The sequence below is a fragment of the Pseudomonas sp. 44 R 15 genome (assembly GCF_900004965.1).
Classification (GTDB): domain Bacteria; phylum Pseudomonadota; class Gammaproteobacteria; order Pseudomonadales; family Pseudomonadaceae; genus Aquipseudomonas; species Aquipseudomonas orientalis_A.
In genome coordinates, this window is the sequence record NZ_CVTU01000106.1 from 16,415 (window position 1) to 30,122 (window position 13,708).

Below are 13,708 nucleotides of genomic sequence, written 5' to 3' on the forward strand. Positions count from 1 at the left end.
ACACAGGTGGCACTCGGTAGGAGCGAGCTTGCTCGCGAAAAACGTCAACGATAACGCGTCCTTCCTGAATGAACGCGGTGCCTGTGAGTTTTTCGCGAGCAAGCTCGCTCCTACAAAAAGCCCCCCTCCCACATTCAGCGGTAGATATCTTCCCGCGTCCACGGCAGTTCATGGCTGCCATCGGCATGGGGTTTCACCGCCAGGATCTGGTGCAGGTTGATCCAGCCCCGCGCAAACGCATAGGCGCAACCGGCCAGGTACAGGCGCCAGATACGCAAAGCGTGCTCCGGCACCATCTTCGTCGCCGCTTCGAGGTTGTCCTCCAGGCGCTCGCTCCAGTGGTCCAGCGTGCGGGCGTAGTGCAGGCGCAGACTTTCGACATCCACCACTTCCAAGCCGACTTCGCTGATTTCGGCCGTCATCATTGCCAGGTGCGGCAGCTCGCCATTGGGGAATACATAGCGCTCGATAAACTCCCCGGCACCACGGCCCACGGGACGACCGTCGGTATGCTTGGCGGTAATGCCATGGTTCATCACCAGGCCGCCTTCGCGCACGGCGCCGTGCAGAATCCGGCAGTATTGCGCCAGGTTCGCGTGGCCGACATGTTCAAACATGCCCACGCTCACCACCTTGTCGAAACGGCCATCCTGAGGCAGGTCGCGATAGTCGAGCAACTGCAGGTCGACCTGCTCTTCAAGGCCTTCGGCCCTGACCCGCTCTCTGGCCAGGGCCAGTTGTTCCTTGCTCAAGGTAATCCCGAACACCTTGACGCCGAACTCCCGCGCCGCAAACCGCGCCAGCCCGCCCCAGCCACAGCCTACATCGAGAAGATACTCACCCGGCTGCAAGCGCAATTTGCGGCACAGGTGGCGAAATTTGTCTTGCTGGGCCTGGTCGATGGACTCGCTGCCGGTTTCGAAATAACCGCAGGAATACGCCATGTCCTGGTCCAGCCATAGCTGGTAGAACTCATTGGACAGGTCGTAGTGGTAGGAGATGGCCGCCGCGTCGGTTGCCTTGTCGTGGATCGAGCGCACCGGGCGAGGTCCGTCGTCGTCGTCGATCAAGGCGTGACTCAATTCGTCACATACCCTGATCACCTCGGCAATGGAGCCTTCCAGGTCCAGCTTGCCCTCGACGAAGGCTTCGCCCAGTGAGTCGAGCGTGGGATGGGTCAGCTGTGTGACGACCGTAGGGTCCTTCACCACAATGGTCACACTGGGCTCCGGGCCCAGGTTGAATTCATGGCCGTCCCAGAGTCGCAGACGCAGCGGTAGCTGAAGATTCTGTAAGGCCGGTGGAAGTTGCGCGAGCATGAGTAGTCCCCCCCTTGTTTCAGACGTCTGGAGTGAGGGTAGACCATCCCAAATAAAGTAGGAAGCTATCGATTAAATAACTGCCTGCTATGAAGCCCGACGTTCGAGCAACCCGTCCTGGATCCACTGTTTCAACCACGTGGCCGCTTGCAGTGGCGCACCCTCTCCATAAGTGACTGTCAACTCGATGCACAGTTCTGAAAAGTTCCAGCCGGTGGTCGTCATGCCTGCCAGGGCACGGGCCTCATCCGGTTCCAGGCTGCGGTACTGGCACAGGTTGCGGTGACGCCACACCAGGCACACCTGTGCCACGTCCAGCGCCTGGCTGCCGGGAAAGTCCGATTCATCCTTGTTGGCCCGCCAGATCGCCACTGTATTGAAACGGCACAGCACGTGTTGCACTGAAGGTGCCAGCGATACGCGCAAGTGCGGCCAGTCCTCGGGCGTCAGTTGCGCCATATGGTCGAGGGTCAGCGGCTCGCCCCCAGGCGCGTCAAAGGCCAGGGTGAACGCCCATTCCAACTGCGCCAGTTCGGCCAGGGGAATACTTTGTTCGGCCACCAGATGCTCAAGAATAAACACTGCAAAGCGCTCACCCAGCCAACGCAGGCTGTAATGGTCCGGCGGGTAGCGCCGAACATACGCCTGGCTCAATGCGGCAAACTCTTCATCACCCAGCCAGTAGCGGATGGCGGCGAAATCATGACGTAACACTTCCTGTAAGCGCGACAGGTAAGCGTTGTGATAAATCGCCAGGCCCGTGTCTACATCCAGCGTCGGGCCGCCGAGCAGGGTGGCAGAAAAGCCACTGGCGGCGGTGGACGTTTCAGACAACAGATGCGCCTCGAAGGCCAGTTGCCAATCGATCAGGCGCATAGCGCACCCCTGGCCAAAGCAGTGGCTCCCAGCTCCCGGGCCTTGCTCAATTCAGCCAGCAACGCCTCGAATGGCGGAAAATGATCGTCGCGTTCCAGCAGCGTCGACACCGGCCCCAGATGTTCCAGGGTGCGCTGATAGAGCGCCCACACCGGGTCGCACACCGGGTGATCATGGGTATCGACCACGTAGTCGCCGTAATCCAGATGCCCCGCCAGGTGCAGTTGGCGAATGCTCTCGGGCGGCAGGTTGCGAATGAACTCCCAGGCATCGAACCCGTGGTTGCGCGAGCTGACGTACACATTGTTCACGTCGAGCAGCAGTTGGCATCCCGTCAGGTGCGTCAACGCATTGAGAAATTGCCACTCGGTAAATTCATCTGCCTTGGAGCGTACGTAGCTGGAGACGTTTTCCAGCACCAACGGGCGTTGCAGCACGTCTTGCACCTGACGCACGCGACTGGCCACGTGGTACAGGCTTTCCTCGGTGTAAGGCAGGGGCAGCAGGTCATGCAACTGGTGGGCGCTGCCCCGGCTCCAGCACAGGTGATCGGAAATCCACGCCGGCTGGATGCGCGCGGCAAGCTGCTGGATGTGCTTGAGGTATTCGGTATCGATGGCATGGGGCCCACCGATCGACAGAGACACACCGTGCATCACCAGGGGATAGCGCTCGGCTATCGCGTCCAGGTAGTACAAGGCTTTGCCGCCCTGCACCATGTAGTTCTCGGAGATCACTTCGAACCAATCCACCGCAGGGGATTGGGCCAGGATCTGTTCATAGTATTCGTTGCGTAAACCCAGGCCGTAACCCAGGGAGGGGAAAGAACTGACCATCATGCGCTCCTGGAAGTGTCCGCAGCGGCGCGGTGTCCGCTGCGGTCGCACTCGCGTGTCGGTTACTCGCCGACTTTGCCACCGGCCTTGTCGCATTCGGCCTGGGTCATGGCCTTGAAGCCGTGGCCCTTGCAGACCGCCTGGCCTTTGCAGGCGTTTTCAGCGGTTTTGCAGTCGTTCATGCCTTTGCAGGAAGTGACGCCGTAGCAATGAACCGGAGCATCGGCGGCCTGTACCTGGGTGGCGACGCCGGCAAACAGGGAAGCGGCAGCGATCGCCAGGGCAGCACCGGAAACGGCGTGTTTGATATTCATTGTGTAGTCCTCAGGTGATGGTGTCGGTCTGGACGGATTGCCCAGTCTCGACACACCACTAGAGTGAGGCGCCCTTTGCGCGTTACAGCCCTGTACAAAGATTTGTAAAAATTATTCGTCGAGCTTCAGCAACGGCTCCTGAAAGCGCAGCAAGCGCCCGGCGTTACCGAGTACCAGCAAGGTGCTGAGGTTATGCAGCACGGCGGCAATCATGGCTCCGGCGGCGCCCAGCCAGCCGAAGGCGGCGAACACCACGATGGCCAGCGTCCAGCCCAGGCCGATGATCACGTTGACCTGCAAGGTGCGTCGGCATTGGCGGCTCAAACGCACACAGGTACCGAGGCGGCGCAGGTCGCTGCCGATCAGCACCACGTCGGCCGAGGCCAGCGCGATATCGGCACCGCCCGCGCCCATCGCTACGCCGACCACGCCGGCTTTCAGTGCAAGGGAGTCGTTGATCCCATCCCCCACCACCATCGGCCGGAAACCGCTGCCGATCTCTCCCAGCACCCGGTTGAGTTTGTCTTCCGGTAACGCCTGGGCCTGGACCTCACTGATGCCCACACTCACGGCGAGGCTGTCGGCCACGCTCTGGCGGTCACCGGTGAGCAGCAGTTGGCGTCCCAGCCCCAGCTCGCGCAGCTCCTGCAGGGCCTGGCGCGCCTCCGGTTTGACGCTGTCGGCCAGCAGCAGCCAAGCCAGGAATTGCCCGTTCAGCGCCAGCCCGGCAATCGGGCCGTCGTGCTCAGGCACCGAGGTGGTGACGATATTCAGTTGCTCGAACAGTTCGGGGCGGCCCAGCGCCGCTTCGCCCTGTTCCGTGTGCGCAACCACGCCGAGCCCCTGGCGCTCGCGAATATCGCTCAGCGCCAACAGTTGCTCCTGCGTCGCCAACCCCGCCAGCGCACGGCTGACCGGATGGCTGCTGGCCGAACCGAGGCTGGCCGCCAGGTTGAGCAACGCCTGGCGATCGGTCGAAGCGGTTTGGATGGACTGCAGGCGTAAAGTGCCGAAGGTAAGGGTGCCGGTCTTGTCGACGACCAGCGAAGTGAGGTCCGCCAGCTCTTCCAGAAACGCCGAGCTGCGAATCAGGATGCCATGGCGTGCAGCGACCGCGATCCCGGCAATCGCGGTCGCCGGCGCTGACAACACCAATGCACACGGACACGCCGCCACCAGCACGGCCAGCATCGCCTGAGCGTCGTGGGTGACAAACCAGGTGACCGCCGCCAGCAACAGTACCAACACCATGTAGCTACCGGCATAGCGCTCCAGCAACCGCGTGATCGGCGGCTTGGCCCGCTCGGCGTTCTGCATCAGCGCAATGACCTTGCCCAGGGTCGACTCATTGCCCGTGCGCGTCACTTCAAGGCGCAGCAGGCCGTCGAGATTGATCGCCCCGCCGAACACCTGTACGCCCACACTGGCCTCCAGAGGCACCGACTCCCCGGTAATCGGCGCGGTGTCCAGGCTGGCCTGGCCCGACAGCACCACGCCATCGGCCGGCACGCGGTCGCCGGCGCGCACTTCGACCACATCACCGCTGTTCAGCGTGGCGTTGTCCACTTCCACAATGCTGCCGTCAGCCTGCACCCGGCGTGCATGGCTGCGGGTGAGCTTGCCCAGCGCATGGATCGCTTCCTGGGAGCCGATCACGCTGCGCTCTTCAAGTACATGCCCGAAAATCATGATGATCGGCAGCAAGGCAGCGGTCAGCAGATCGCCCGTGGCCCAGGCGCCCATCATCGCCAGCGCGATCAATTGGTCGGTGATGCCATGCAGGCTCGGGTAGCGCAGGCTGTACCAGGCCGAACGCATGACCGGCACGGCCACCAGCAGCGAGGCAACACCGAGCAACAGCTGGCTGACCCCGCTCTGGTCCGCCGCCAGCCAGCGCCATACCAGGCCCAGCAGCAATAAACCCAGGGCCAGCATGGCCAGGGTCAATTGCCGGGCGGCGCTGCGCTGTTCAGTCGTGGTCAGCATGGATGCGCTCATTGCTCGGCTCCCTGGAGGATCAAACGGGCGTCGTCTTTGGGATCGACCGTGGTCACCGAGCCGGCCTGGCCGAGAATCTTCGGCAAGCGTTCACGGTACAGGCGCAGCAACAAGCCCGGGTCTTTCACTTGCGCCAGGCCGGCGACCGTGGCGGTCTGCGCCTGGGCATTGGCCAGACGTTCACTGGCCTGGGCATGGGCGACCTGCACCTGGCGATCAGCCTCCTGGTTGGCGGTCTGGGTGAGCTTTTGCGCATCGGTGTGCGCGTTGGCCACCGCTTTGTCAGCTTGCTGGCTGGCCGTGAGTACCGCGTTGAACGCGTTCACCGCCGGGCCCGGCAGGCTCGATTGCACATCGACCCGGGTCACTTCGATACCCAACCCCAAGCCGCTGGCGGTCAACTGTGCCAGACGCTGATTGATGCCTTGCACCAAATCACCGCGCAGCCGTTCGCGGCGCTCGGCGGCGCCGTTGTCAGTGCCGATCAATTCAGGGCGCGCCACTAAGATAGTGTCCAGGTCCCGCGCCGCCGCCAGGGCAACCGCGCTGCGCGTCACCAGGCGGTCCAGCGCGGGCAGCACATGCTCGCCCTGCAATACAAAGGCATAGGGTTCGGTGACCTTGTAGAAGGCTCGCACATCCAGTTGCACGATCCCGGCATCACCGGTCAGCAGATAGCCGGAGCCGGCCAGCGTATCGCTCAAGGGCGTGGCGAAACTGGCCACGCGGTCCGCCTGCACCGCCGCATCCGAACGCAACAGGTTCTCCACCCGACGCTCGATCACCCGGTCCGCCGCCGGCAGCAACACCACCTGCTCGAACGGTTGCGGCCATGCCAGCAGCAACCCGGCGTTCTGAATGCGGTCGAGGGCGCCGAAGTGCAGCACCATGGCGCGGTTCTGCGGGTCGATCTGGCGCACATTGGAAAACGCCCAGGCCAACGCCGCCAATACGGTGACTGCGTACAGCGCCAGGAACGTCAGGCGCCCGGCCTGGATCCAGGGGCTGTCCGGGCTGTCACGCTCACTCATGGCTGAACATCCTTCGGGCCATCCACCAACGCGCGGAACGGCGCGGCATCGGTACGCAGAATGATCCTGGTGCTTGGCGTCACCACCGTACCCAGGGTATCCAGCGAGCGCAGCAGGTTGTACAGCTGCGGGTTGCCCGCGTAGGCACGTCCGTAGATCTGCGCCGCCTCGACCCGCGATTGCGCTTCGATATCAGCGGCCTTGACCGTGGCCTCGGCTTGCACGATCCGCGCATCACGCTCGGCCGCCGAGCGGATCTGCGCCGCCTCGCGCTTGCCCACGGCAGTGCGCTCGGTGGCGATGGTTTCACGTTCGGCGCGCATGCGGTCGACCGTGGCGGTGAGCGTCACCGACGGCAAGGTCAGCCGCTCGATGCCGACCTGGGCCACGCGGACGCCATAGGTGGCGAGCAATTGCTGATCGATCTGCCGGCGCAGTTGGGCTTCGAACTCGGCGATGCGTACCTGGCTGGCGTCGGTGTTGATCAGGCTGGACAGGTCAAAACTGGCTGCCGTGGTCTCCAGCGCCGAGCCGACGAAGGTACGGATCTGCCGCGCCGCTTCGTCCGGCTGGTTCTGCACCGCACGCATGAAGCGCTGCACATTGTCGGTATCGCCCTGCACCTGCCACGCCACGTAGGCCTGCACGATGATGCGCAAGCCATCGCGAGTGCCCACATCCTGCAACCCGCTGGAGGTGGTACGCAGGCGCAGGTCCACCGGAATCGCCGCTTCAAACGGCGCCGGCCAGCGCCAGCCCAGGCCCGGCTGCAGCAGCACCCGCACCGGGTTGCCGAACCGGGTAATCACCGTGGCCTCGCCGGAACGCACCTGCACCAGGCTCGCCGCCGCGATGGCGAACAGCACAAGCACTGCCGCCCAGGCCATGCGTCGCCAGGGAAAAGGTCCGGCCGCCTGCTCATCGCCGTGATGGTGATGGTGGTGATGGCCGTGGTGATGACCGTGATCGTGGGAATGAGCGCTCAACAGACAGACTCCTTATTGAACGGCTTTACGCGGCACCGAGGGATCGGCCGGCAAGGTAAAAGAACGCAGATCGATCGTCGGCGCGCTGTCGGCGCCCAGGCGATGATCCAGAATAAGCAGTTTGGCGTGGGCCAGGCCCTGGCTGAGCTGGCTCAGGTACTGCTCCAGCACGAAGGCTCGGCCCGCCGCGGCATAGGCCTTTTGTTCGGCAACAAAGCGCAGGTTCGCCGCCTGGGCACCGGCATTCACTTCGCGGGCGTTGGCCTGGGCCTGGTCGCGGGCCGTGCTGGCCTGCAGCAACGCCTGGTTGGTCTGCTCGCTGGCCGCGCCGCGCTCGCGCGCGATCAATGCCTGCGCGCCGATCTGCGCGGCTTGCACGCCGTGGTAGGCGTTGGCGGCGCCGGCCGGAGGATGGATCGCTTCAACGACGGTGGCGAGAATTTCCACGCCACTGTCGAGTGCGTTCAGGTCCGCTTGCACGCTGCGACCGATCTCGTCGGCCAGGCTGGTGCGTTGTTCGCCGAGTAATTCATCAAGGGTGCGCGAGGCGAACTCATGCACCAGGATCCGGCTGGCGGTGCTGCGAATCAGGGTCGGGACATCGGCGCTGTGGTAGGTGGCGGCCAGCGCCGCCTGGTCCGTCAGGCCGATGCGATAGACGAACCGCACGTCCATATTGACGATCTGGAAGCTCTGCTTGTCGCCGCTGCTGCTGGCGATGACCTGGGATTTATCATTCACATGGCTGGCGTCCCACAGGCGGTTGGCGATCAGCGGCGCCGGACCTTCGGCGCTGGCCAACTCGGGTGCGGCCGTTTCGCTGACGCTGGTCGCCAGCTCATGCACCACGCCGTTCTCTACGTTCAACACGCGGCCCAGCGGCCAGGGCAACCCAGCGTGCAGGCCCGGGCCGAACACCTCTACCGGTTTGCCGAAACGCTCATAGATTCCACGGCCCTGCAAAGGCACTTCATGCACGCCCGTCAGCGCCCAGCCTACCGCGAGCACCACCAGCAGCACCGGCAGGAAGGCGCGGCGCATGTAGGTAAACGCCCAAATCTGGCGCAGGTCGATGCCGAAGCGGTTATGCAATTCATGCTGCAACGCCAGCAAGGGTTGCGGTGGCCAGCGCAGCAGGCCGGCGACAAAGCTCTGCGCGATCAGGCGCGGTTCGAGGCGCGGCTGGCGCGGGCTGAACAGCGACAGCACGCCGCGCAGCAGGAACTCCAGCGCCACCAGCGCGGGCAGCAGGCCGATCAGCACTGCCAGGCGCAACGGCCACACCGACTCGGCACCGGCGAACAGCAGGCAAATCGAGCTGACCAACAGGCAACCGATCGCCACGCGGCACAGCTGCGCCAGGGCTGAGGCTTCAGGCCATTGCGCAGGTGTTTGCTGGGCCAGGCGCCGCTCGAACACCAACAAACCGAACGCCAGCGCCAACCCCAGCGCCGCGCCGATACTGGCGGACTGACCGACGGCTGCGGCGGGTAGCGTCAGGTTCCAGAATTCGATGATGCTGATCAGCGCCAACAATGACCAACCGCACAACCACAACACCGGCGCGCCAATCTGATCGCTGACGCGCTCAACCAGGCGAGCGTAGCGGCCGGTTTCTGTAACCGGCGCATCAACCGCCGGCTCCTCCAGCGCCTGGGCACGCCAATCGGCGACCCACCACGCCGACTGCAGCCCGGCGACCAGCACCAACAGCGCCGATGAGCAATTGATCAGCACCACCGGCCAGATCGATACCGGTGCAAACAGCGCGACAAACAGCGCCAATACCCACCCGGTGACGGCCACGGCCGTCAGGCTGATGCCGGCTTGCCTCAATCGACGGGCATGGAACACCCCTTGCTGAAAGCGCGGCAGGCCTTCAACCGAAGCGCCGTCAGCTTCTAGATCCACTTGCATCCACTCAACGCCCGCTTGTACATAATTCGTTACGATATAACACAGGGCGTGAAATTTTTGTTCGCTTTTGGCCACGCCGCCGATCCTTGTGGGAGGAGGCTTGCCCCCGATGGCCATGGGTCTGTTAAAACAGGTGTTGGCTGACACACCGCTATCGGGGGCAAGCCCCCTCCCACATTTGAATCTGCGCTTTCTCGAGACCGTGACTAAACCCCCATAAACACGTGACATCACTGGTGCACGCTGCAATTAATCGGCACACTCCAGAACAGCTTTTCGCGGGTCCACGGACAAGGAAGCATCACCCCTCATGATCTCCATCTATCAGCTCAAGCCGCGTTTTCAAAACTTGCTGCGCCCCCTCGTGCAACGCCTCTATGACAACGGCACCACCGCCAACCAGATTACCGTGCTGGCCGGCGTCATTTCCGTGCTGGTGGGCCTGCTGATCGCCGGCTTCGCCCAGCACCTCTGGCTGTTTGCGCTGATCCCGCTGTGGATGATCGTGCGCATGGCCCTCAACGCCATCGACGGCATGCTCGCGCGGGAATTCAGCCAGCAGTCACGTCTGGGCGCCTACCTCAATGAACTGTGCGATGTGATCGCCGACAGCGCATTGATTCTGCCGTTTGCGCTGATCCCCGGCGTGAGCCTGGCGCCCGTGCTGCTGGTGACGTTGCTCGCGGTGTTCAGCGAATACGCCGGCGTATTGGGGCCGATGGTGGGCGCATCGCGCCGCTATGACGGGCCGATGGGCAAGAGTGACCGGGCGTTCGTACTCGGCGTGCTGGCCACTGGCGTGGCGCTGGGCTGGCTCGGCGCCGGCTGGGTCGACACAGTGATGTGGCTGGTCGCCGCCCTGCTGGCCTACACCCTGGTCAACCGGGTGCGCCACGGCCTCAAGGAACAATCAGCAACCTCACCGATTGCATAAGGATTTTTGCGATGCGCGAACAGCAACAGCACACCTTCAGCACCCATGATGGCGTCGAGCTTTTTTACCGGCACTGGCCGGCTACGGCAGACGCCGGGCCGCGCAAGGCCATTGTGTTGTTCCATCGCGGTCATGAGCACTCAGGTCGAATCGCGCACCTGGTGGACGAACTGGGCCTGCCCGACTTTGACTTCTTCGCCTGGGACGCCCGTGGCCACGGCCAATCCCCCGGCGAGCGCGGTGACAGCCCCAGCTTTGCCACCAGCGCCCGCGACGTACAGACCTTCTGCGACCACATAGGCGCCGCCTACGGTATCGACGAGGAAAACCTCGCCGTTGTCGCCCAAAGCGTCGGCGCGGTGATCGCGGCCACCTGGGTGCATGACTACGCACCGAAGATCCGCGCCCTGGTACTCGCCTCCCCTGCCTTCAAGGTCAAGCTGTACGTGCCTTTCGCCCGCCCGGGCCTGGCACTGATGCGCAAGTTTCGCGGCAACTTTTTCGTCAACAGCTATGTCAAGGCCAAGTTCCTCAGCCATGACTCGCAGCGCGTGGCGTCCTACGACAGCGATCCACTGATCACCAAGGCCATTTCGGTGAACGTGCTGCTGGGCCTGTACGAATCGGCCGACCGGGTTGTAGCCGATGCCCAGGCCATTCAAGTGCCGACCCAATTGCTGATCTCCGGCTCCGACTTCGTGGTGCACCGCAAACCCCAGCAGCAGTTTTTCGAGCGTCTGGGCAGCCTGAAAAAAGAGCTGCATGTGCTGCCCGGTTTCTTCCACGACACCCTCGGTGAACGTGACCGCGCCACGGCCGTCAACAGCGCCAGGCGCTTTATCCTGCAAAACTTCACGCAACCGCTGGACCGCGCCAGCCTGCTGGACGCCGACAAACTGGGCGCCACCTGCGCCGAATCCGAAGCCCTCGCCGCACCGCTGCCGCGCAATTCCCTGCGCGACCTGTACTGGCGCATGACGCGCGCCAGCATGGGCCTGGGCAAGAACCTGTCCGACGGGGTGAAACTGGGCTTCGACACCGGCTTCGATTCCGGCAGTACCCTGGATTACGTGTACCGCAACACGCCCACCGGCAAAGGCGCGCTGGGGCGGATGATCGACACCAACTACCTGAACTCCATCGGCTGGCGCGGTATTCGTCAACGCAAGCTGAATGTCGAAGAGCTGCTGCGCCTGGCCATGGCCCGGTTGCGTGCGGACGAGCGCGACGTGCGCATCGTCGATATCGCCGCCGGCCACGGGCGTTACATCCTGGAAGCGTTGCAGGGTGTAGCGCCGCTGCCGGAATCGATCCTGCTGCGCGACTACAGCGACATCAACGTGCGCGACGGCAGTGCGCTGATCCGTGAAAAAGGCCTGGGAGACATTGCCCAGTTCATCAAAGGCGATGCGTTTGACCGGGCGAGCCTGGCGGCGCTGGAGCCCAAGCCGACGTTGGCGGTGGTGTCCGGGTTATATGAGTTGTTTGCCGATAACGCGATGGTCGGCGGTTCGTTGGCGGGCCTCGCCGAAGCGGTGGAGCCCGGCGGTTATCTGGTCTACACCGGCCAACCGTGGCACCCGCAGTTGGAACTGATCGCCCGCGCCTTGACCAGCCACCGCCAGGGCCAGGCCTGGGTGATGCGTCGGCGCAGCCAGGCGGAAATGGACCAACTGGTGGAGGCTGCGGGCTTTCGCAAGATCACTCAGCGTGTGGATGAATGGGGCATTTTCACCGTGTCCCTGGCGCAGAAGATCTGAGCATGCGCGAACCCGGCTTATTCAAACCAGCGCTTCTCTGGCTGCTGCTGTTGGCACCGCTGTTTTTCAGCACCTACGGCCTCGCCACCTGGGTCACCACCCAACGCAGCGATGTGGGCACGCTGGTGTTCGGCTGGGAAACCCACATGCCGTTCTGGGCCTGGACTATCGTGCCTTATTGGTCCATCGACCTGCTCTACGGTTTCTCCCTGTTGCTGCCGAGCACCCGTCACGAACTCAGGCAACATGCCCTGCGCCTGCTGACGGCCCAGGTGATTGCCGTCAGTTGCTTCCTGATCTGGCCGCTGCGCTTCACCTTCGAACGACCGGAACTGGATGGCGTGTTCGGCTGGTTGTTTGCGGTGCTGGCGGGCTTCGACAAGCCCTTCAACCAGGCGCCTTCACTGCATATCGCGCTGCTGGTGATCCTGTGGGTGGTGTACCAGCGGCATACCCAGGGTTTCTGGCGCTGGGCAGTGCACGGCTGGTTTGCACTGATCGGTATTTCCGTACTGACCACTTATCAACATCACTTTATCGACTTACCCACAGGCGCCCTCGCCGGCTGGTTGTGCGTGTGGCTATGGCCGCTGGAACATCCCAACCCTCTGCGCAATGCCCGACTGACACGCGACCCTAAACGTGGTTGGCTGGGTGCGCGCTACGCCCTTGGCGCGCTGGCGCTGATGCTGCTCGCGCTGGCCTTGGGCGGTTGGGGGTTATGGCTGCTGTGGCCGGCAGTATCGCTGGGTTTGGTCGCGACCAACTACTGGCTGCTGGGTGTCGAGGGTTTTCAGAAACGCAACAATGGCCAGCTGACCCCAGCCGCACGTTGGCTGTATGCGCCTTACCTGGCGGCTGCCTGGATCAATTCGCGGCTGTGGACACGTGGTCATCCACAGCCTGAACCGATTGTGGATAACGTCTGGCTCGGCCGGATTCCAGCGGCCGGCGAGAAACAGCCATTCAAGGCCATCGTCGATCTCTGCGCCGAACTGCCGATTGATCCACAGGGACGCCGTTATCAATGCATCCCTGTTCTGGACCTGATTGCGCCAACCTCCGCCGAATGCCTGCAAGCCGCCCAGGCCATCGAACGCTTGCGCTCGGACGGGCCGCTGCTGGTGTGCTGCGCCCTGGGCTACTCGCGCAGCGCGACGGCCATCGCTGCCTGGCTGTTGCACAGCGGGCGCGCGGCGACGATCGATCAGGCGCTGGCTATTATTCGTACAGCACGAACCCGTGTGGTCCTGCATCCTGCACATCGCTTGGCTTTGGAGGGTTTGCCCCATGCTCGCTGACATGGAACTGCACGTAGTTGCCAGCCTGCTGCGGCGTGGCCGTTCGCTGGACCAGTTATCCACAGGCCTGACAGTGGTCGGTGTGCTGTTCGGTCTGGCCCAGTTGCTGATGGCGAGCGTTTCGACGATCTGCCTGGTGCTGGCCTTGTGGATGATCATCCTGGGGCTTCTACAGAAATACTGGGCGCTGCGCGTCGCGTTCGACGCCGATTTGTTCGCCCTGCTGGCCCGCGACACCCAGCGCACCGCCGACCTTGACCAAGCCCTGCAAACCCTTGGCCTGCAATCGGCCGAGCGCGCCGGCAGGCCCTGGACCGAACGCCGTCGTGGTGCACTCAAATTGCTGCGCAAACAGGCCTGGCTGCTTGGCGCGCAAGTGCTGTTGACCCTGGGCGTAATACTTGCCAGCCCTTGGCTACCTTTCGCCGGATAAGGA

At 63.5% G+C, this 13,708-nt stretch carries 12 protein-coding genes; 4 read left to right on the forward strand and 8 right to left on the reverse strand.

From position 1 onward, the window contains the following. Positions 1-134 precede the first annotated feature (134 nt). The 8 genes from cfaB to hflK (BFP93_RS19075) all read right to left on the reverse strand — a co-directional run bounded on the left by cfaB (position 135) and on the right by hflK (BFP93_RS19075) (position 9,277). A complete protein-coding gene (gene cfaB, locus BFP93_RS19040; protein ID WP_065894332.1) occupies positions 135-1,319 on the reverse strand; it encodes a C17 cyclopropane fatty acid synthase CfaB in 1,185 nt (394 codons plus the stop codon). Positions 1,320-1,406: 87 nt separating this feature from the next. Continuing rightward, positions 1,407-2,195: an HvfC/BufC N-terminal domain-containing protein gene (locus BFP93_RS19045; protein WP_065894334.1), complete on the reverse strand. Its 789-nt coding sequence runs from the start codon at positions 2,193-2,195 to the stop codon at positions 1,407-1,409. Further along, entirely contained in the window at positions 2,186-3,031 is an 846-nt protein-coding gene (locus tag BFP93_RS19050) for an MNIO family bufferin maturase (RefSeq protein ID WP_065894336.1), read from the reverse strand. Before BFP93_RS19050 ends, BFP93_RS19045 begins: the two co-directional genes overlap by 10 nt. Before the next feature lie 62 nt (positions 3,032-3,093). Then, positions 3,094-3,345, reverse strand: a complete 252-nt coding sequence (locus tag BFP93_RS19055; protein ID WP_065886676.1) for a BufA2 family periplasmic bufferin-type metallophore — start codon at positions 3,343-3,345, stop codon at positions 3,094-3,096. Positions 3,346-3,456: 111 nt separating this feature from the next. Beyond that, positions 3,457-5,343 carry a cation-translocating P-type ATPase gene (locus BFP93_RS19060; protein WP_065894337.1) on the reverse strand — a complete coding sequence of 629 codons (1,887 nt, stop codon included), beginning with the start codon at positions 5,341-5,343 and terminating at the stop codon, positions 3,457-3,459. Further along, on the reverse strand, positions 5,340-6,374 hold the full coding sequence (hflK, locus tag BFP93_RS19065; protein WP_065894339.1) for a protease modulator HflK: 1,035 nt from the start codon (positions 6,372-6,374) through the stop codon (positions 5,340-5,342). The genes BFP93_RS19060 and hflK (BFP93_RS19065) overlap by 4 nt, the downstream gene beginning before the upstream one ends. Next, positions 6,371-7,360 carry a protease modulator HflC gene (hflC, locus tag BFP93_RS19070; protein ID WP_065894341.1) on the reverse strand — a complete coding sequence of 330 codons (990 nt, stop codon included), beginning with the start codon at positions 7,358-7,360 and terminating at the stop codon, positions 6,371-6,373. The genes hflK (BFP93_RS19065) and hflC overlap by 4 nt, the downstream gene beginning before the upstream one ends. A gap of 12 nt (positions 7,361-7,372) precedes the next feature. After that, a complete protein-coding gene (hflK, locus tag BFP93_RS19075) occupies positions 7,373-9,277 on the reverse strand; it encodes a protease modulator HflK (RefSeq protein WP_065894379.1) in 1,905 nt (634 codons plus the stop codon). 310 nt (positions 9,278-9,587) lie between these two features. Here hflK (BFP93_RS19075) and BFP93_RS19080 point away from each other — a divergent pair, with 310 nt between their 5' ends. From BFP93_RS19080 to BFP93_RS19095, 4 genes are read left to right on the forward strand one after another with little or no spacing between them, the layout of a single operon-like run. Then, a complete protein-coding gene (locus BFP93_RS19080; RefSeq protein WP_065894343.1) occupies positions 9,588-10,211 on the forward strand; it encodes a CDP-alcohol phosphatidyltransferase family protein in 624 nt (207 codons plus the stop codon). Positions 10,212-10,222: 11 nt separating this feature from the next. Next, positions 10,223-11,971, forward strand: a complete 1,749-nt coding sequence (locus BFP93_RS19085) for a bifunctional alpha/beta hydrolase/class I SAM-dependent methyltransferase (RefSeq protein ID WP_065894345.1) — start codon at positions 10,223-10,225, stop codon at positions 11,969-11,971. A gap of 2 nt (positions 11,972-11,973) precedes the next feature. Beyond that, the gene (locus tag BFP93_RS19090; protein WP_065894347.1) at positions 11,974-13,272 is read left to right on the forward strand and encodes a phosphatase PAP2/dual specificity phosphatase family protein; all 1,299 of its coding nucleotides are present in this window, start codon (positions 11,974-11,976) and stop codon (positions 13,270-13,272) included. Next, positions 13,262-13,705: a hypothetical protein gene (locus tag BFP93_RS19095; RefSeq protein WP_065894349.1), complete on the forward strand. Its 444-nt coding sequence runs from the start codon at positions 13,262-13,264 to the stop codon at positions 13,703-13,705. The genes BFP93_RS19090 and BFP93_RS19095 overlap by 11 nt, the downstream gene beginning before the upstream one ends. Positions 13,706-13,708: the final 3 nt, after the last annotated feature.